Consider the following 18,835-nt stretch of genomic DNA (forward strand, 5'->3'; position numbering starts at 1 on the left):
CAACCCGCCTCTACCACGATAGCGCTTTGGCAATTTGTTCCGCTTCGAGCCTTGATCGACCACTGTCCGTGACAGGTGCGCGCAGCATCGATCGTTGCTCTTTGCGATCGACAATCCAGAAGACCATCTTCGTCGGTGTCTTGTGCGTGATGCCACTGAACAGATCCTCACTGGAGACCTGTTGTTCGTCCGGCAGCGGCGTTACATCGAACTCCCATTGGTGTCCGCTTGGCTGGGCGCCGCCACTGGCATCCGACTTGGGTGAAAACCCTGTCTTGCGTACACCGGCGGCTTGCAGGCTCAGGGTTTTCGACATGAAGTCCCGCAGCAATGATTCCAGTTCCTGGTCAGACGACTGCGACATGCCCACGGTGAGACCCAGTTGTGCCCCGGTCTGCAGATTTTCATAAAAGAAACGACCTTGGGATTCCATGCGCACACGGTAATCGCCGACCCGCAGAGGTAAGTGCACGCCTTTGATGCGGTTGACCAAGGTATTTCCGTCCTTCGGTACGGCCCAGCCTAACGTCGCACCAGTTTCCATCCACGCGATGAGTTTGCGGCTCAGTGCGACAGCCTCCTGGTTTCGCCCCTGGCGATAAGCGATGTCCGCTGCGTAGTCGAACGCATTGTGACGGAGGATTTCATCGGCATAGGCGCTCTCCCAGGCAGGCATGGCCACGTCCAGCGAGCGGCGTGCAGCGTCGAGGTTTCCCTGGCGGTATTGCGCCAGGCCAATGTAGGTCTGCAGCCGTGCGATTTCTGGCGCAAAGTACGCATCGGGCAGCGCCTGCTGCGCCAGATCAGCCGCCTTGTTCATGCCGCCGGGAATCGCTGCAGTTGACTCGATATCGCGAACTTGCTCGGCCATCGGCCGCTGGCGAAACAACGGTGGTGCGCTGTTCCATTTCAGCGCGGCAAACAACTGGTGCATTTGCTCCGCGGCCAGAGCCTCGTCTCCCGGAGCAAACGTTACATCGATGTCCATGCGCCAATCGCCACGTTGCATCAGCCAGTGAACATTGATGCACTCCTTGCCCTCACACACCGATGGCTCTCCGCGTTTGAAAGATGTCAGACCATCAAGGGCGAGATCAGGCATCGCCAATTCAAGTGGGGTTACCTGGTGCCGCTGCTGGTAGGACTTGAGCGATTCCTGGCGCTGTGCGGCACTTACCCTGCGTTGGGCTTCGTCATAAGACAAGGCGATCTCGGCACTCAAACGCCCGCCCTTCAACTCCTGCGTATAAAGGACATAGGTGTTGGCATCGCGTCTTTCCGCTGGCTCGAACTTCGTCACTTTCCACTGCCCGAGCATCAGCGGCATCAAAAAATCAGCCAGGGTGTAATGCAAGCGCGGCTCTTGCTGCGACAAACTCCATAAACTGGCATCGGGGCTGGCAACGGCGAACAGTTTTTCCTGCAGACCGGTGACCTGTGTTTTCTCACCCGCCTGCATGCTCGCTTCGATGGCCCGGCCAAGCATGCTGATAATCCGCGGGTCGCGTCGATTCGAGCGCCCGTCGGCGGCAGCTTGCCGGTCCCAGTACGCAATCTGCTCGTGCGCGGCTTGGCGGGCTTCGTCGTATCGGGCCTGCTTGTGCAGCAGTTCAACCAACAAGGTTCCAGCATCAAGGTCGGTGAAGTCGAGGACGCCACCGCTGCTGCGTCCGGTCTCCATGGCCGCTCTAGCTGCAACCGTGGCCTGCGCCAACAAGCCTTCGCGGTTCAAGCGTTGTGCGTCGCGCAACAGCGCCGCCGCGTTAGGGGCCGGCATTGTCGGGACCTGAGCCTCGGCCTGCGCGCAGCAGACAAACGCAGCCAGGATCATGGGAACAATGCGATGCAACATGTGCTTCTACTCCTTGTAGAGAAATCATCCGGTTTGCGACGCGTGCTCTGAATCAGAGAAGGCTTGCCGATTGGCTTGCCTGAACAGTCCGCCATGCATTTAGTTGCCTATGATGACTGCCGAGGCTCCTCAGCGTGAAGCGCTGTTTGCGCCGACTGCGTTTTTCACGCCTTGTAAGCGGGATGAATTGCGCGACAAACCAGATGAATTTTTCTTCACCGCTCCCTTGTAATCAAACCTGTACAGTCCACTCGCTCATTCAAGAAACTACGGTTCGCCCGCTCTCCTGCGGGCTTTTTTTTGCCTGGCGTTTGGCGGCGAAGCGATACACGTATGTGTCTTGCACACCATGGCATTGCGATTGTCGAGCCCGAGGGTGAACCCTGATCAAGGCAAAGCCCGCCGCTTCGGCCAGGCGCTGGCTGCGTAGATTGGCCGACGAAGTGGTCAGGTAAAACGTCGAGTCAGGCCAATACCTCACCAACAACGCAAGAGCAGCGCACATATAGCCTTTGCCCGAATGTTCAGTGTTGACCCAGTAACCAACAACAAAACGGCCATGTTGACGCGGTTTCAAGCCGATACAGCCAATGATGGATTGCCCGTCAGCACTGACGATGAACCATCGGCGCTCACCGGTTTCATCGCAGAACTGATCACGAGCACGCAGCAAGGATTCAAGCGCCTGCTCCTCGGTGGTGTGTGGTCGGGCCCAGTGCAAAAACTCCGAATGCTGCGGATAACTGACATTCAGCGCTCGCTGGAACGCCTCACACAACGCCGGGTCCGGGGACCTCAACGTCAGCGACTCCGGGCCGACCGTAAACGCGAATTCCATTGCACGCTCCCTGAAAATTGCTCGAAACCTCTTTTATGTAAAAAGGCATACCCCATTCTTGCATGTGCAACTGGCCGCCAGATTTATAGGGCTGCTCATTCACAACCCGTTTGTATTTTCTGCCGCATCGGGCAATTCTGCCCTTTGGCCTCACTCACTGGAGCACCCGATGCCGCTGCTGTCCCTGCCCTGCCAACGCCTGACCCTCGCGGTACTTGCTCCGGAACAGGCGCACCTGGAAAGCGCTTTTTACCAGCGCAACCAGCGTCATCTCGCGCCGTGGTCGCCGATCCGCACCACCGATTATTTCTCCACCGAGCAAATCAGCCGACGCCTCGAAGTGCAGGCCAGCGCTTTCGAAGTCGGGCTCGCGGTGCATTTCGCGCTACTGACGCCCGATGGTGAGCAGATGATTGGCGCCTGTAATTTCAGCGGGATCATTCGCGGGGCGTTTCAGGCGTGTTATCTGGGTTACCACATCGATGCAGACCATCAGGGCCAGGGTTTGATGCAGGAGGCGCTGGAAACGGGGATCGCCTATATGTTCGACAGCCAGAACCTGCACCGGATCATGGCCAACTACATTCCCGGCAACGAGCGCAGCGCCCGGCTATTGGAGCGTCTGGGCTTTGAGCAGGAAGGCTACGCCAAGGCGTATCTGAACATTGCCGGACGCTGGCAGGATCATGTGCTGACCTCACTGGTCAATCAGCAATTCGAAGCGCCGGATCAGCGCTGGTCGCGACGACTTGGATGAGTTTCACAATTTGTTAAGCATTGGCGAAGTATTCTCCTGATTCTCACCCTATCCGGTTGCCTGAAACTCATGCCTCGTGCCGCCACTTCACTGTTTTTGCTTGCCGCCCTGCTGTTTTTCTTCGCGCTGGGTAACCATCAACTGCAAGGCTCCACCGAAGCCCGGGTCGCCGGGATTGCAATGGAAATGCATCTGGACGATGACTGGGTGACACCGCGTCTGTTCGGCGCCCCGTTCCTGGAAAAACCACCCCTGAGCCTGTGGCTGGACGCCGGGGCGATGCGCGTGTTCGGTGTTTCGCCGTGGGCGGTGCGGCTGGCGTCGGCGGTGGCCGGGCTGCTCAGCGTGATGCTGTTGTACGGCATGCTGCGGCGTTTCGGGCGGCCGAAGATGATTGCGTGGACGGCGGGCATTCTGCTGGCAACCATGGCCAGTTACTGGAGCAACGTACGCGGGGTCGGCGAGGATGCGCTGCTGGCGCTCGGTGTGACCATGGCACTGTTGGCGTTCTTTCAGGCGCAACGTTCGTCGACGATGGGGAATTCGTTGCTGTTTGTCGCCGGCATTGCGATTGCCACTTTGAGCAAAGGCGTGCTCGGTCTGGCGATGCCGGGGGTGGTGATTTTTGCCTACTTGCTGGCGGACAACCTGATGGACAAGCGCCTGAAAATCGGCGACTGGCTGCGCCCGGGACTGCTGACGCTGGCCGGCCTGATACCGCTGCTGATCTGGCTGGCGGTGCTCTATCAGCGCGGCGGCGCGCAAGCCGTTGGCGAAGTGCTGCTGACCAACAGCGTCGGGCGCTTCAGCGGCTCGTTCGTCGAGGCAGGTCACTATGAACCGTTCTATTACTACCTCGCCAAGTTGCCGGAAGCGTTCCTGCCGTGGAATATTCTGGTGTATCTGGGGTTGTGGCACTTCCGAAAGGAGTTGAAGGCCAACCGTTATCTGCTGTTTTTCAGCCTGTGGATCGTTGCGCAATTCATCATGCTGACCCTGGCGTCGAGCAAACGCACGGTGTACCTGATGTCGATGACCCCGGCCGCAGCGGTGATCGCGGCTGAGTACGCGGGCGTGTTGTGGGAGAGATTGAAACAGCGTGAAAGCACGCAACGCCTGGTTGGCCGGATTGCCCGCCATCGTCAGCCCCTGGCCATCGGCGTACTGACGCTGGTCATCGGCAGCTATCTGGCTGCCGCGCAATGGGCGTTGCCGCGCGCCGACAAAGAACTGTCCTTCCTGCCACTGACCGAACACATCCAGACCCTGCAAGCCAGCGGTCATCAGGTTGCGCTGTTTCAGGCCAACGAACGGTTGGGCGGCGCCAGCGTGTTTTATACGCAGAGCGTGCTTAACGGACTGGATACCGATGCGCAACTTAAGGACTTTCTTGCGGCCTCCACTTCCCATGTGGCGGTAATGGCCGGAGACAGCGACCCTGTCGCGCCATTCAAGGTGCTCAAGTCGCTGATGGTCGGGCGCCAGGCGTACTACTTCGTCAGCTACTGATCTAGCGTCCAAAAAACAGACACCACCCCCTGTGGCGAGGGAGCTTGCTCCCGCTGGGTCGCGAAGCGGCCCCTCTTCAGGGGACTGCTGTGCAGTCCAGCGGGAGCAAGCTCCCTCGCCACAGGTTATTGGATGCTCAGTGGGTGGGCATTTCCAGAGTCGATGGCGATGCGGCAGTTACAGGCAGTTGATGCTTTTGCAGCACCGGCTTATCCAGCCGCGCCCGCCCATAAAACGCCAGCGCCGTCAGCAAACACGCGAGCCAGACAAACACCCCGGCCCAGAACGTGTGCGACATGTAATGCCAGCCTTGCAGAACCCGCGTGGTGCCATAAACGAAACCGAGCAACAACGAGCCCCACAACAAGGCGCTGGAGAAACGCCATTGATAACGGCGTGCGACAAAGTACAGCGCCATCATGGTAAATCCGCCCGACGCATGCCCACCCGGCCAGCAACGGCCAGCACCGGCTTCATGGAACAACTGGAAGTTGCTGTACCACTCGATGTGGGCCATCTGGCCGCCGTAAAGCGTGGTTTCGATCGGGCAGTAAACGCTGGTGTGCGACTTGAGAAAATGAATCACCCCGGTACAAACCGCGAAGGCAACCACCACAAACAGAAAGTCCCGACGATGATCGGCGGTAAATCGCAGTAACGGCGCGACTTTGCTGCGATCCAGAAAACCCGCCAGACGCGGACGTTTCTGTGGATTGACCAGCGGCCAGACCACCGACAGCATCGCCCCGATCAGCGCAATTTCCGCTGTCCAGTTCGGAATGATCCGCGCCCACTTGTGGGTAAGTTTCTCGAAGAAGTGAATCTTGTCGAGCGGGAAGCTGTGTGTCAGCGGATCGAACAACAGGTTGCTGAAGGCGACATCGATGTTGGTCATGTCGAACAGGCAGAACACCAGCGCCGCGCAAACCAGCGGGATGCCGAAGTTGATTGCATAAAAACGTGAAGTCATCGGGTGGTCACCGTGCGCCAGTCGGAAGCTTCAATGAAGCCGAGCATCTGTGGGGCCGCCGGGCTGGCAGCGGAAACGAACAGTGACGCGCCGTAGCCGAGGTTCGACGCCGGCACCTTGAGGTCTTTCTCCAGTTGCGCCATGCATTCGCTGTGGGTCACCAGAATCAGGTTACGCCCGGGCACTTTGTGCGCGAGAGCATCCTGCAACATGCGGCCCTTGCAATTGATCAACCAGTCTTCGCCGGTGGCAGCCTTGTTGAACATGTAGCCGGCGGTCTGCACGGTGCGCAGTACCGGGCTGTTGTAGATGTCGGCCTTGTCCAGGCCCAGGTGTTCGAACTGCGCACCGACCGCCACCGCGACACTGCGCGAACGATCGGTGATGCCGTCGTTGCCGCTCAGGCATGGCGCCTTCGAGTGGTCGCAACGCTCGACGTGGCGCACCAGCACGATCATCTCGCCCTTGGCCCAGCCCGTCGCCAAGGCCTTGGCCCCGGACGCATTACCGTGGGCCAGATCAGGCACTGCGGAGGGCGCTAGCAGCCACAGGGTCAACGGAATGACCAGCACCGACGCCGCCAATACCACCCAGGTATTGCGAAAGCGCGCCAGCCCGCTCAGATCAATCGAGCGTTTTACGCCGAACAGACTCAGTCTCAATTCCACAAAAATCCACCTCACCGGCATGCGTCACTTATCACGATGCGGCGAGGGTAAAGATCTGCCCGTGGGCAGCCAGTGAAACTCTTGTGAAAAAAACCTTGGGATTTCCTTGTTACAAATTCCACAGGACAAAATCCTTTCAGCTCTCGCGTTTGCGGCCGATACAGACCTGCTAACACCCTTGCTGGCTCAAAAAAACAACAATCTTCCAGCCTAACTGACGATCAAGAAACCAACGTTTCTGGAGGAATTGTGATGAATAGCTGGTTCGGCAACATCAGCGTGAACCTCAAACTGGGCTTGGGCTTCGGCCTGGTTCTGGCACTGACCTGCGTCCTCGCCCTGACTGGCTGGACCAGCCTCGGCGGCCTGATTGACCGCAGTAACTGGATGAGCGATATCACCCAGCTCAACTCCGGCCTGACCAAACTGCGCGTGGTGCGCCTGCAATACATGCTGACCAACGGCGACGAAACCGCCGCACAGAATGTGCAGACCACCCTTGAAGGTTTCGCCGCCCAGCAACAAGCGCTGATCAGCAAATTCAAGAGCCCGGAAAACGTCAAACTGCTCAAGGAGCAGGCGGCGACCATCGCCGAGTACCAGACGTCCCTGAACAAAATGCGCAATGCCTACCGCACCGGCAACAGCGCCCGCGACACCATGAGCGTCAATGCCGAGAGCGCCTACAACCTGATCGAGTCGATCAGCAACCGCGTCCAGCAGATGGCCATGAGCGAACAGCGTTTCGAACAGTTCCAGGCGATCACTACCGCCAAGGAAGCGTTCATCCTCGCGCGCTACGAAGTGCGCGGTTACACCGCCACCACCAACGCCGAGACCGAGCAGAAAGCCGTCGGCCAACTCGACGTGGCCATCGCCAGTCTCAAGCAACTCAGCGTGCACTTTGCCGACAGCCAGCAAGACACCCTGCGTCAACTGGAGACCGCACTGGTCAACTATCGCAACGCGTTGATGGCGTATAAAAACGCCAACACTGACGCCGTGCAGGCGCGTAAGGAAATGACCGATCAGGGCACCACCATCGTGGCCCTGAGCGAGCAGCTGTATCAAATTCAACTCGACCGCCGTGACATCGAAAGCGCTCAGGCGCGTACCTTCCAGTTGATCAGCACTCTGCTGGCACTGCTGGTCGGCGTGATTGCCGCCGTGATCATCACCCGTCAGATCACCCGCCCGTTGCAAGAAACCCTGGCCGTGGTCGAGCGCATCGCCAGCGGCGACCTGACCCAAGATGTCAAAGTCACCCGCCGCGACGAAATCGGTGTGCTGCAACAAGGCATCGCCCGTATGGGCGTGACCCTGCGCGACCTGATCAGCGGCATCCGCGACGGCGTCACGCAGATCGCCAGCGCCGCTGAAGAACTGTCAGCCGTTACCGAGCAGACCAGTGCTGGCGTCAACAGCCAGAAAATCGAAACCGATCAGGTTGCCACTGCGATGCACGAAATGACTGCCACTGTGCAGGAAGTTGCGCGCAACGCCGAAGAAGCCTCGCAAGCCGCAGCCGCCGCTGACGGCCAGGCCCGCGAAGGCGACAAAGTGGTCAACGAAGCCATCGCGCAGATCGAGCGTCTGGCCAGCGAAGTGGCGCGTTCCACCGAAGCCATGAGCGTGCTGCAACAGGAAAGCGACAAGATCGGCAGCGTGATGGACGTGATCAAAGCCGTCGCCGAACAGACCAACCTGCTGGCACTCAACGCGGCGATTGAAGCGGCACGTGCCGGTGAAGCCGGTCGTGGTTTCGCCGTGGTTGCCGACGAAGTTCGTGGCCTGGCCCAACGCACACAGAAATCCACCGAAGAAATCGAAGGACTGGTGGCCGGTCTGCAGAACGGCACTCAACAGGTTTCGGCGGTAATGAACAACAGCCGCGCCCTGACCGACAGCAGCGTAGCGCTGACCCGCAAGGCCGGTTCGTCTCTGGAAAACATCACCCGCACGGTGTCGAACATCCAGTCGATGAACCAGCAGATCGCCGCTGCCGCCGAACAGCAAAGCGCCGTGGCCGAAGAGATCAGCCGCAGCATCATCAACGTACGCGACGTGTCGGAACAGACCGCCGCCGCCAGCGACGAAACCGCCAAGTCCAGCATTGAACTGGCACGTTTGGGCGGCCAGTTGCAGACGCTGGTCAGCCACTTCCGCGTCTGACTTTCGCTCAACGCTGAAGCGACAATCCAATCGCGGGCAAGCCCGCTCCCACAGGGTTTTGAGTCATTCACAGATTTTGTGTTCGACTCATTACCTGTGGGAGCGGGCTTGCCCGCGATTGCGTAAGCTCGGTCACCTCGATATCCACTGAATTCCAACAGAGATCGTGATTCGCCTCTCAGCGGGTTCCGCGTTGGCGCAAGGCTGACGGCATGAAATACGCGTCTTCCGGCACTGCCTGGGCGAAGTCGACGGTTTCCGACTCTTCGTTGTCGAGGTTCTGCACGTAGTAACGGCGGGCCTGCAAGTCGTGAAAGACGTCCAGTGCGCTCCAGGTGGTCGGCAGGTCGTAGAAGTTTTTCAGGTAGGCCATCGACACCCGCCACAACTCCCCTCGCCCGTCGTATTGATCGACCAGTGCGGCGCCCCAGCTGTCCTCGTCGAGAAACAGCACGCGTTTCGAATAGATATGCCGAGCGCCCGGTTTCAGTGTGCCTTCGACGACCCAGACTCGGTGCAGCTCATAACGGGTGTATTGCGGGTTGAGGTGGCCCGGGGTGAGCAACTGCGCGTACTTCACGTCGGGGCTGCCGACTTTGTAGCTGTTGTACGGTATGTAAATCTCTTGCTTGCCCTTGAGCTTCCAGTCATAGCGGTCTGGCGAACCGTTGAACAGGTCGGTGTCGTCGGCTGTGCGCAGACCATCGGATGAGGCAATCGGCGTGTCATAGGCAAGGTTCGGCGCACGGCGAACGCGGCGTTGGCCGGCGTCGTAGACCCAGGCCTGACGCGCATCCTTGAGCTGATCCAGCGTCTCGTGAATCAACGCCGCACCACCGGCCAGCCGCGCCGGGCTCTTCACGAATGCGAGGTAATAAAACAGGATGTTTTTCAGGTCGGCAAACTGCCCGCCCGGACGGTAGTAATTGAAAAGCGCCTCCTGCTGCGAAGTCACCAGCGCGAAACTGCCGTTGCGCTGTACCGGCGCTTCGGAAGCGCGGCGGACCACGTAGATCCCACGATAACGGGTGATGTGATTCCACAGCACTTCGACTCCGTCCTTGGGCACCGGAAACGGCACGCCGCCGTAGGCATCGGAGAAACCGCTGCCGCCTTCCAGCAGCTTGGCCGACGTCGCGTTTTTGAAGGTGTTGTCATACAGCCACTGCGGCGCCGAGCCTGAACGGCGAGTGGTGTAGATCGGCATCTGGAACGTGTCGGGGTAGCTGTTGAACAGCGCGATCTGGCCCGGGCTGAGGTGGGCCTTGTACTGGTCAAGGTTGGCTTTGGTGATGGTGAACAGCGGCTTGTCTGCCGCATAGGGATCAGGGTGATGCTGACCCGGTTTGTAGCCTGCCGGCGCCTGGGTGATGCCGCCGGACCAGGCGGGAATCGTCCCGGCGGCGTTGCCGGCACGCTCGGCGCCGAGTGGCGTGAGGGTGGTTTTCAGTTGCTCGGCTTGCTGCGGTGAGATGGCGGCCAGTGCGGTGCCTGCGCTGAGACTCAACATAAGCGCCAGCGCGGTTTTAGCAAATCGTGATGTGTAAAACATGATCGTTCTCCGAAAGGGGAGTGAGGTCTGTAAATCACCGCAGATCCCCCTGTGGGAGCGAGCTTGCTCGCTCCCACAGAGGATCTGCGTACTGGACTTAAAGGAAATACTTGAGGTTGAAGCCAACGTTGTCGCGGTCACGCAGGCCGTTGTCCTGCCCGCCACCATAGAACTCGGTGTATTGCAGCTCGGCTTCGAGCTTGTTCTGGTAGTTGGCCTTGATCCCCAGCGTGTAAGCCTTGCGGCCCTCGATGGTGTTGCCTGCCTGATAGCTGTTGCCCTTGAAGTCATCCTTGTAGACGACGTAGGGCGAGACGTTGACCCCGGCGTACACGTCGTTCCAGGTGCCGTTGAACATCACCGTGTAGCTGTAGGAATCACGGTTGACCTGATCGTCGCGATCGCCGCCGGACACATACGAATAGTTACCGGTGCCGGCGTAGTAACGCTTGCTGCCGTCGTAAGCGGTGTATTGCAGACTGCTGCCGCGCAGATGCTCGGAGGCCAGTTCGAACACACCGAACATCGAGTCGAACGACAGGGTCGGACCAAAGTTGTAGATGCTCCCCAGCGAGGTGTTGAACGCCTCAACGCGCTCGGCGTTATTGATCTCGCTGTTCAGCGTGACCATCTGCCCGCCGACGTTGATCGCCTTGCCGGTCACTGCAGCAGCGGCACCGTTGGCCAGGTCACCGATCAAGTCGTTGGTGGCCGCGACGCCGATAGGCAGGTTCGGCCGATAAGCGATCTCGCCGAACACCGAGGCCTCGCCCAGCGTGGTGTTGAAGCTGAAGCCGTACATGCGGATGTCTTCGGCGTAGCGTCGATGCGCCTGGATATTGCCCATGACATCAGCAGTGGCCAGACCATTGGCGAGTGCTCCGGCCTGACTGCCAGCGACCGGGGTAAGCATGTTGGTCAGGGCGTTCATGTCGATGCCCTTGTAACCACCGAGATCGGCGGCGATGGTCGGTTCCTTGGCGTGGTAATTGACCATGTACAAGCCGAACTCGGTGCTGTTGAGTTGTTCGGCGATGTAGCGAAAAGCGAAACCGAACTGGCCGTCGTTGCGCGCGTTGTAATCCTTGCCGATGGACGCGACCTTGAGCGTGTTGCCGTAGGCCGGAGTCACGCCGTTGGCGTACAGGCCAGTGCTTTTCAGCGCCGGACCGAGCGTCGGGTTATTACCCAGTGCGCTGTACAGACCGATGACGTTGCCGAAACCCGGCACTGGCGTGTCGAGGGCGGTGCCGCTGAAATTGTTGTAACCGGTATTGCCGCCATCGGCGAACAGGTCGGTCTGCGAATAGAACGTGCCGACCGGGTCGATGCGGGTTTCTTTCCAGTTGGTCTGATAAAAACTTTCCATGGTCAGGCTGTCGGTCAGGCCGACGTTGAAGCTCAGCGCCTCTACCGGCACCAGCACTTCCTTGACCTCGGCACCGGGCAAGCGGTACTTGGCCGCGTCCACCGGGTTGGTGGTGTTGATCCCGCCGCGATAGAAAATCCCCTCGCCCCAGTTGAACACCTGACGCCCGACACGCGCAGTGACCGGCATCTGTGCAACGTCCCAACTGCCGTGGACGTAGGCGTCGAGCATCTCGATCCGGCTGCCGGCGATGTCGCGAGTCTGACTGGTGAAACGGTCGTCGTTCGGGTAGCTCTGGCTCGGCTGCGACGGGCTGTTGTTGCGGTAGTAATCGTTGCGTTTGTCCATCAACTGCGTGTCGTAAAACGCCGTGCCGCGCACGAACAACCCGTAGTTCTGATAGTTGGCTTCAAGCTCCGAGGTGATCTTGTACACCTCGGAAACCAGCCCGGTGTCGAAGTTGCGATTGCCGTCGTTGGTGTTGACGTCATCGTTGTTCTTGTCCCGGCCCTGCACCCGCCATAAACGCCCATAGGACAGGGTCGTGTCGATCGAACCGGTGACCTGTTTGTCCAGCACGCTGAACTCCACGGCGTGCGCACCATCGATCGCGCACAGTTGCAGCAGCCCTGCCAGGCCGACGCCGGGGAGCGCCGCGCCGGTCAGGCGAAATCGGGTGTTGATCATCTGTGTTCTCCTTCCCTGTTCTTATTGTTTTTGGTGTTGCTGCGATGGCTATGGGGCCAATCCCGCGCTGACATAAATCCGGCTGTGCGCGCCGAAATGGCCGAGCAGTTTGAACAGTTGCTCGTTGAGTGCCGGATGGTTGAAATCTTCGCGTTGCAGCTGATTGCCGCTGCTGAAATCACTGGTGACCGGTGCGGTTTCCAGCCACTGACCGATGGCTTCATCGAACGCGGCGGAGTCTTCGACGGACTCGGCGCTCACCACTTCGCGCAGGTAATCCACGGAGTACGGCGGATAAGCTTGGTCCTTGGCCGAATCGGTGTAGGCGGCGAGCATCGGATGCGCCTGACCGGCACGCAGCACGCGGCGCAGCCAGGTGGACTGATATTTCTCGACTTCCATGTGCCGGGTGGCGACCCGCTCGATGGAGGCCTTTTTGTCGGCATCAAAACCGGCCAGCGCCTTGCCTTCCAGCAAAAGCAGGCTGGCGAGGTCGACTCCGGGCAATGGCTTGGCGTGATACGGCTGAGTCAGGTCCTGCACGTGATGCAGGCCCCAGCCAAGAAAGCGATAACCCCAGTAACGATGACCCGTGGCGAACGCCAGTCGCGCCAGCCCCATGTACTGATAGGCACGCCAGTCCGGCCAGCTGCGCTCGAGAAATCCGGCAGCGGCGTACACCACCGGGCTTTCATGGAAGAAGCCCATGTGAAACGGCGCCTGCGAGCTGTACTGAAACCGCGCATCGCCGAACGGCTGCGGGCCGAAGCCGTACAACACGCCAACTGCGCCGGGGTTGTCGCTAAACAGGTTAATGTCATGACCGTAATCCGGCTCGTCGGCAGCGCTGGCCAACACCGCCAGCGCAGTGACTTTTTCCTGATCATCGAGACGAATGAAGCGCTGACGATTCCATGGTGAGAGGGTTTGCTCGACCATCACCTGCTCGGCCTTGAGATGCTCACGTTCGGGCAAGTCTTTGCCGGGCATCGGCTGAATGACCATCGCCAGATGGATCTGCGGATTGATCCGCAGCGCGGTGAGAAAGTCGTGGCGCAGATTGTCCCCCGGTACGTCTGGCAGACGCAGATTGTCGGGACGCCGCGGGTATTGAACGAAGTGCTCGCGGGCGAAGCGTTCCTGCTCTTCAAGCAGCACGGCGACGGCTGAATATTGCTCGGAAAGGAACTGCTCCAGCGGCGCGACTTCGACCTGCGGTGCATCGCGCAGCGCTGGCAGATCCTGCAACGCCAGGTAGCTGCCGACCGTATGGTTTGACCAGCCCCAGGCAGTCGAGGTCGTCGCACAAAGCAGCAACAGGAGGAATGTCAGCTTCATTGCTTTTAGTTCTTATTGGATGTGCTGTGGGGGTTGAGCCTAACAACCGTCCCCGGCGCTGACACTGTCCAATCTCACCAGAAAAGTTCTCCGATAGCGCCACTTGCCTGACGCAAAAAACGCCTGAACACTGTAGGAGTGAGCCTGCTCGCGATAGCGTTGGGTCAGTCAACGTGTGTGTTGGCTGACATAGCGCTATCGCGAGCAGGCTCACTCCTACAGGGAAATGGGGTGTTGGGTTAAGCGGGGTAGCCGGTGATTTTGCGGATGCTTTGGTACAACGGTTTGAGCTGTCGATACATGCGCAGATAGACCTCTTTGTACAGGCGCTGATAGACCAGCTGCGCCTCGGGCTGCGGCATGAACACCGCACCCACTCGCGTCATCGCCGCAATCGCTGCGGGAAAATCCGCGTGCAGCCCCAACCCCACCGCACAGCAAATCGCCGCGCCCAGCCCGGACGCTTCATACACATGTGGCCGCTCGGCCGGCAGACCGAAAATATCCGCCGTGAGCTGCATCGCCGCATCGCTCTGCGAGCCGCCACCGGCAACTCGCAAGCGCTTGATCGAGACCTTCGAGCGTTGCTCGATTTTCTCCATGCCCTGGCGCAAGGCATACGCCAGCCCTTCGAGAATCGCCCGGTAAATGTGCGCGCGGGTGTGCACATCGCCGAAGCCAATCATCGCGCCTTTGGCTTCCACGCCCGGCTCGCGAATCCCCGGCGACCAATACGGTTGCAAAGTCAGCCCCATCGACCCCGGCGGCACAGCGTTGACCAGCTCATCGAAAAGTTGTTCGGGCTCGATGCCCTGCTCTTTTGCCTGCTGCATCTCGCGCAAACCGAACTCGTTCTTGAACCAACTGACCATCCAGTAGCCGCGATAAATCATCACCTCGCAGTTGTACTGATCCGGCACTGCCGACGGGTACGGCGGAATCAACGGGACGATTTCCCGGTAGCGCGAACGGGTGCTGGTGATCGTCGCCGTGGTGCCGTACGACAGGCACACCGTGCTCGCATCGACCACGCCGGAACCGACCACTTCACAGGCCTTGTCGGCACCCGCAGCAATCAGCGGCAATCCCTCGGGAATCCCCGTGTGACGGCTGGCTTCGGCGGTGATGTAGCCGAGGGTTTCACCCGGTTTGTGCAGGCTCGGCAATTGCTCGGGACGCACCGCCAGCGCCTGCCATTTCCAGTCCGAGGGTGCGGCCCATTTCAGGCGTTTGAAGTCGAACGGCAAGTAGCCGACGCAACAGCCCACGGAATCGACAAAGCGCCCGCACAAACGATGGGTAAGAAACCCCGAGAGCAGCAGAAACTTGTCGGTCGCCGCCCACACTTGCGGCTGGTGTCGAGCGATCCAGTTGGCTTCGGCCTGAGCGCGAAAATAATCCACGGTGGCTTGCGCGCCCACCAGTTTGAACAGCCAGCCCCACGGCCCCTTGATGCCGCCCTCGACTTCGCTCTGGCGCTGATCGAGCCAGAGAATCGCCGGGCGCAATGGCTTGCCCTCGGCATCGACGTTGATCACCGTACCGCGCTGAGTCGTCAGCGACACCCCGGCGATCTGTGAACGATCAATCCCGGTTTGCTCCCATACTTGCTGGCAAGCCTCACCGAGTTTCGCCCAGTAATATTCCGGGTCCTGCTCGGCCCAGCCGGGTTGGGTCGAGTAATACGCCTGCAACTCGACCTTGCCTTTGCCCAGCAGATTGCCCTGCAAATCAAAAAGCAATGCGCGCACGCTCTGGGTGCCATTGTCGATCGCCAGCAGGTAACGCTTGTTCGGGTGGTTATCCATGGAGCTCTCTTCAAGGGGCGTCAAGGCGTGGCATCCGGCAAACCGTGATGGCGTTGCCACAGGGCCTGATAACGTTGCAACTCCTGCCGCCAGAAATCATCGCTCCAGCCGAGACGTGGCTGACAGAGTTGGCGAATGGCGGCGAAATAATCCTCACCGCCACGGGGCAATAACAGGCCGAGCCGGGTACGGCGCAACAGCAAATCATCCAGATGCAGGACCATTTCCGCCTCACAGGCGAAGGCCAGTTCCGCCCACAACGTGTCGGTGCTGCCAACCGTTTCGTGGCCCAACCCGGCGAGCAGTTGCGCCAGTTTCGGCAGGTCGCGGCCATGCCTTCCGGCCAGACGTCGCCACTGGCCGGTGCTGAGTCCCGGGATCGCCAGCGGTGGCACCACGGCGAACACGGGCGCGGCGTCATCGACGAAGGGCCGGCCGATCATGCTCGCGCAGGCCTTGAGCACTTCGATGGCTTGCGGGCGAAACGTGGTGAGTTTGCCGCCGGCCAACGTCACGCAACCGGGCTCCTGCCACAGCACATGCTCGCGGGTTTCATTCGACGGTTTGCCTTGATGTTCACCTGCACTACCGACCACCGGGCGCACACCGGACCAGGTCGAGAGCACGTCGCTGGCAGTCACTTCAGCGCCGGGGAATTGTTGGCTGCAAGCCGCCAGCAGATAGTCGAGTTCATCCGCGCTGATGCTCGCGCTCTGATCCAGATCGCCGTGATGATCGAGGTCAGTGGTGCCGACTACCGTGGCGCCCTCCCATGGGAAAACGAACACCGGGCGACGGTCGCGCTCGTGCAGAAAAGTGAAGGCCTGCGCCACCGGCAAGCGCCAGCCCGGCAGCAATAAATGACTACCACGCAACGGACGCAATTGGCGTGGAGCTTCGGACGGCCGCAGGCGTTCAGCCCATGCACCGGTCGCTACGGCCAGCACGCTGCAACGCAATTGCAGGGAAACACCGGCCTCGCAGTCTTCGATCTGTACGCCGCAGACACGTCCCTCTTCACGCAGCAAATGCTCGACGCGCACACCGTTGAGCACCACCGCGCCATCGGCCCGAGCCTCGCTCAACACGCGCATCACCAAACGCGCATCATCGGTCAGCGCATCGACAAAACAGGTGCCTCCGAGCAAGTCGTTTTCCTTCACCCCCGGCGCCAGATATCGCAGTTGCTGTGCGTCATGAAAACGATGGCTGCGCCGCCCGGCCAAGGCGTCATACACCGACAACAAACCACCGAGCACTCGTGGCCCGGGAAAGCCGCCACGGTAGTGCGGCATCATGAAACTCATCGGCTCGACCAGCCCCGGCGCCTCGTCGAGCAGGCGTTGACGTTCGCGCACCGAATCACGCGTCAGCCGCCACTGGCCCTTGGCGATGTAACGCAAACCGCCATGGACCATTTTCGAAGATCGGCTGGAAGTGCCCCAGGCGAAATCGCGTTGCTCCAGCAACAGACAGCGCCAGCCACGGCGCGCTGCTTCACGGAGGATACCGGCACCGCTGATTCCGCCACCGATGACGATCAGATCCCAGGTTTCATCCGCCAGTGTTGGCAGAGTTTTCTCACGCCACGCGGCGTTCCAGTCGAGGCTCATGGCCGTCACTCCGGCAACAGCGTGCCAGGGTTCAAACGCCCGGCCGGATCGAAATGCCGGCTCAGCGCCTGCAAGGTGTCCATCGCCAGCGCTCCTTTCTCACGCAGCAGGTACGGCGCGTGATCCTTGCCGACGCCATGCTGGTGGCTGATGGTGCCGTGGTTGTCGACGATGGTCTGACTGGCCGCGTGTTTCAGCGCCTTCCAGCGCGCCAGTGTGGCGGGATAATCCGCCGCCGGGCGAAACACGTAAGTGGTGTAGATGCTTGAACCTTCGCCGTAGACGTGGGACAGGTGAGTGAACACATGCACCCGCTCGCCTTCAGCCGCCAAGGCATCGCGCAGGCTGTTTTCGATGAGACTGAGCAGGTTGTCGACGTTGCTCCAGTCGGTGGCGGTTTCGAGGGTGTCGACCACGTAACCGGCGTTCCACAGGTTCTCGCGCAGGTAGGGAAAACGGAAGCGGTTTTGCGCCCACTTCTTGCCGAGCAAGGTGCCGGTGAACACGCCGCCGAATGCTTTCAGATGCTGTCGGGCCTGACTCAGCGACAGCGCGTTTTGCCGACGATTGCCGGTCACGCCGAAGGTCAGCAGGCACTTGCCCTCGCCCGCTCCACGCAGGTTCAGATACTTTTCCAGCCAGGCGATTTGCTGCGGATGTCCGGCCAGCGCCAATTGGGTTTCGGTTTCCACTGCGTTGGACAGGCGCAGCATCGACAGCGGAACGCGCGCCTGGGCCAATTGGCGAATGGCTTGCAGTGCCTTGGTCCAACTCGGCAGGAAAACGCCGTAGAAACGCTCATCGGCGGGCAATGCGCTGACCCGCACCTTGACCTCGGAAATGATCCCGAAGCGGCCCTCGCAACCGAGCACCACTTCGCGCAGATCGGGGCCGGCAGCCGAGGCCGGGAAAGTGGCGATTTCCATCGGCCCGGCAAACGTTTCCAGCGTCCCGCCGGCGAACAATTGCTCGATACGTCCATAGCGCAGCGACTGCTGGCCACTGGAGCGACTGGCGACCCAACCGCCCAGCGTCGACAGCTCCCACGACTGCGGGAAATGCCCCAGCGTATAACCGCGAGCACGCAGCTGACTTTCCACCTGCGGGCCGCTGGCGCCGGGGCCGAAGGTGGCCAGCAGGCTCTGTTCGTCGAGATCGATCAGGCGATTCATTCGCGCCAAAGAAACCGTGACCACCGGCCGCGCAGAACTCGGCGGATTGATATGTCCCGCCACCGATGTTCCGCCGCCATAGGGAATCAGGCACAAGTCCTGCTCCTGAGCGAGCGCCAGCAATTGGCGAATCTGCTCAGCAGTCTCGGGAAATGCCACGGCATCGGGATAGTTGCTCAGCGCGCCTTCACGCAACGCCAGCCAGTCCGGCAAGCTCTGGCCTCGGGCATGCAGCAACCGGTCTTGGGCATCGGCGCTGTACAAGGTGTGCGCCTGCAACCGCGACGCCGGAACCTGGGCCAACGCGGCTTCCAGCGTGGCATCGGGCAACGCTCGGCCAGCGCCGAGTCGCTCATTGAGAAACTGCGCGCCCTGCGCCGGCAGCTCGACCACCGTGCTTGCATCTCCCCAGCCGTTCCAGCGTCGCATGCGTGTTTCCTTTTTCTGCAGTCTGATCAGTGATATTTCAGGCCCCCATACTAGTCAGCCGCCGCAAAGTGTCACGGTCGCATCCGGCCAGATCGAGTAGC

Annotated in this window: 13 protein-coding genes and 1 pseudogene; 4 read left to right on the forward strand and 10 right to left on the reverse strand. The window is 60.4% G+C overall.

All coding sequences use genetic code 11. The features are described from left to right. Positions 1-10 precede the first annotated feature (10 nt). Both ACTWLJ_RS03175 and ACTWLJ_RS03180 read right to left on the reverse strand, forming a co-directional pair. Positions 11-1,852: a tetratricopeptide repeat protein gene (locus ACTWLJ_RS03175; protein WP_445179832.1), complete on the reverse strand. Its 1,842-nt coding sequence runs from the start codon at positions 1,850-1,852 to the stop codon at positions 11-13. A gap of 259 nt (positions 1,853-2,111) precedes the next feature. Beyond that, positions 2,112-2,690, reverse strand: coding sequence for a GNAT family N-acetyltransferase (locus tag ACTWLJ_RS03180; RefSeq protein WP_401216410.1), 579 nt, complete (start codon positions 2,688-2,690; stop codon positions 2,112-2,114). Between the two features lie 169 nt (positions 2,691-2,859). On the opposite strand from ACTWLJ_RS03180, the gene rimJ reads away from it, so the two are divergent. Continuing rightward, positions 2,860-3,447, forward strand: a complete 588-nt coding sequence (gene rimJ, locus ACTWLJ_RS03185) for a ribosomal protein S5-alanine N-acetyltransferase (protein WP_445179833.1) — start codon at positions 2,860-2,862, stop codon at positions 3,445-3,447. A gap of 69 nt (positions 3,448-3,516) precedes the next feature. Beyond that, on the forward strand, positions 3,517-4,956 hold the full coding sequence (locus ACTWLJ_RS03190) for an ArnT family glycosyltransferase (protein WP_445179834.1): 1,440 nt from the start codon (positions 3,517-3,519) through the stop codon (positions 4,954-4,956). A gap of 136 nt (positions 4,957-5,092) precedes the next feature. Here ACTWLJ_RS03190 and ACTWLJ_RS03195 read toward each other — a convergent pair whose 3' ends face one another. After that, positions 5,093-5,926 carry a phosphatase PAP2 family protein gene (locus ACTWLJ_RS03195; protein WP_445179835.1) on the reverse strand — a complete coding sequence of 278 codons (834 nt, stop codon included), beginning with the start codon at positions 5,924-5,926 and terminating at the stop codon, positions 5,093-5,095. Further along, positions 5,923-6,594 (reverse strand): histidine phosphatase family protein, encoded by a 672-nt coding sequence (locus tag ACTWLJ_RS03200; protein WP_445179836.1) that lies wholly within the window; start codon positions 6,592-6,594, stop codon positions 5,923-5,925. The genes ACTWLJ_RS03195 and ACTWLJ_RS03200 overlap by 4 nt, the downstream gene beginning before the upstream one ends. 387 nt (positions 6,595-6,981) lie before the next feature. Between ACTWLJ_RS03200 and ACTWLJ_RS03205 the strand changes: the two are divergent. Both ACTWLJ_RS03205 and ACTWLJ_RS03210 read left to right on the forward strand, forming a co-directional pair. Beyond that, positions 6,982-7,860 (forward strand): annotated as a pseudogene (locus ACTWLJ_RS03205) (methyl-accepting chemotaxis protein); the annotation flags it as partial. 201 nt (positions 7,861-8,061) lie between these two features. Then, on the forward strand, positions 8,062-8,766 hold the full coding sequence (locus tag ACTWLJ_RS03210; RefSeq protein ID WP_401216439.1) for a methyl-accepting chemotaxis protein: 705 nt from the start codon (positions 8,062-8,064) through the stop codon (positions 8,764-8,766). A gap of 178 nt (positions 8,767-8,944) precedes the next feature. On the opposite strand, the gene ACTWLJ_RS03215 is transcribed toward ACTWLJ_RS03210, so the two are convergent. The 6 genes from ACTWLJ_RS03215 to ACTWLJ_RS03240 form a co-directional block, all read right to left on the reverse strand. Further along, positions 8,945-10,318, reverse strand: coding sequence for a DUF1329 domain-containing protein (locus ACTWLJ_RS03215; RefSeq protein WP_445179837.1), 1,374 nt, complete (start codon positions 10,316-10,318; stop codon positions 8,945-8,947). Between the two features lie 97 nt (positions 10,319-10,415). Then, complete coding sequence (locus ACTWLJ_RS03220) at positions 10,416-12,374, reverse strand: DUF1302 domain-containing protein (protein WP_445179838.1); 1,959 nt, start codon at positions 12,372-12,374, stop codon at positions 10,416-10,418. 48 nt (positions 12,375-12,422) lie between these two features. Then, the gene (locus ACTWLJ_RS03225; RefSeq protein WP_445179839.1) at positions 12,423-13,712 is read right to left on the reverse strand and encodes a phospholipase; all 1,290 of its coding nucleotides are present in this window, start codon (positions 13,710-13,712) and stop codon (positions 12,423-12,425) included. 239 nt (positions 13,713-13,951) lie between these two features. Next, positions 13,952-15,520 carry an FGGY-family carbohydrate kinase gene (locus ACTWLJ_RS03230; RefSeq protein ID WP_445179840.1) on the reverse strand — a complete coding sequence of 523 codons (1,569 nt, stop codon included), beginning with the start codon at positions 15,518-15,520 and terminating at the stop codon, positions 13,952-13,954. Positions 15,521-15,540: 20 nt separating this feature from the next. Further along, positions 15,541-17,133 (reverse strand): glycerol-3-phosphate dehydrogenase/oxidase, encoded by a 1,593-nt coding sequence (locus ACTWLJ_RS03235; protein WP_445179841.1) that lies wholly within the window; start codon positions 17,131-17,133, stop codon positions 15,541-15,543. A 5-nt stretch (positions 17,134-17,138) separates the two neighbouring features. Next, the gene (locus ACTWLJ_RS03240; protein WP_445179842.1) at positions 17,139-18,734 is read right to left on the reverse strand and encodes an FAD-binding oxidoreductase; all 1,596 of its coding nucleotides are present in this window, start codon (positions 18,732-18,734) and stop codon (positions 17,139-17,141) included. Positions 18,735-18,835: the final 101 nt, after the last annotated feature.

Source organism: Pseudomonas sp. McL0111 (genome assembly GCF_052567255.1).

Coding starts and splice junctions, on each gene's coding strand:
- ACTWLJ_RS03190 (WP_445179834.1), top strand. CDS start 3,517: ATGCCTCGTGCCGCCACTTCACTGTTTTTGCTTGCCGCCCTGCTGTTT.
- ACTWLJ_RS03215 (WP_445179837.1), bottom strand. CDS start 10,318: ATGTTTTACACATCACGATTTGCTAAAACCGCGCTGGCGCTTATGTTG.
- ACTWLJ_RS03175 (WP_445179832.1), bottom strand. CDS start 1,852: ATGTTGCATCGCATTGTTCCCATGATCCTGGCTGCGTTTGTCTGCTGC.
- ACTWLJ_RS03220 (WP_445179838.1), bottom strand. CDS start 12,374: ATGATCAACACCCGATTTCGCCTGACCGGCGCGGCGCTCCCCGGCGTC.
- ACTWLJ_RS03195 (WP_445179835.1), bottom strand. CDS start 5,926: ATGACTTCACGTTTTTATGCAATCAACTTCGGCATCCCGCTGGTTTGC.
- ACTWLJ_RS03230 (WP_445179840.1), bottom strand. CDS start 15,520: ATGGATAACCACCCGAACAAGCGTTACCTGCTGGCGATCGACAATGGC.
- ACTWLJ_RS03180 (WP_401216410.1), bottom strand. CDS start 2,690: ATGGAATTCGCGTTTACGGTCGGCCCGGAGTCGCTGACGTTGAGGTCC.
- ACTWLJ_RS03225 (WP_445179839.1), bottom strand. CDS start 13,712: ATGAAGCTGACATTCCTCCTGTTGCTGCTTTGTGCGACGACCTCGACT.
- ACTWLJ_RS03235 (WP_445179841.1), bottom strand. CDS start 17,133: ATGAGCCTCGACTGGAACGCCGCGTGGCGTGAGAAAACTCTGCCAACA.
- ACTWLJ_RS03240 (WP_445179842.1), bottom strand. CDS start 18,734: ATGCGACGCTGGAACGGCTGGGGAGATGCAAGCACGGTGGTCGAGCTG.
- ACTWLJ_RS03210 (WP_401216439.1), top strand. CDS start 8,062: ATGACTGCCACTGTGCAGGAAGTTGCGCGCAACGCCGAAGAAGCCTCG.
- rimJ (WP_445179833.1), top strand. CDS start 2,860: ATGCCGCTGCTGTCCCTGCCCTGCCAACGCCTGACCCTCGCGGTACTT.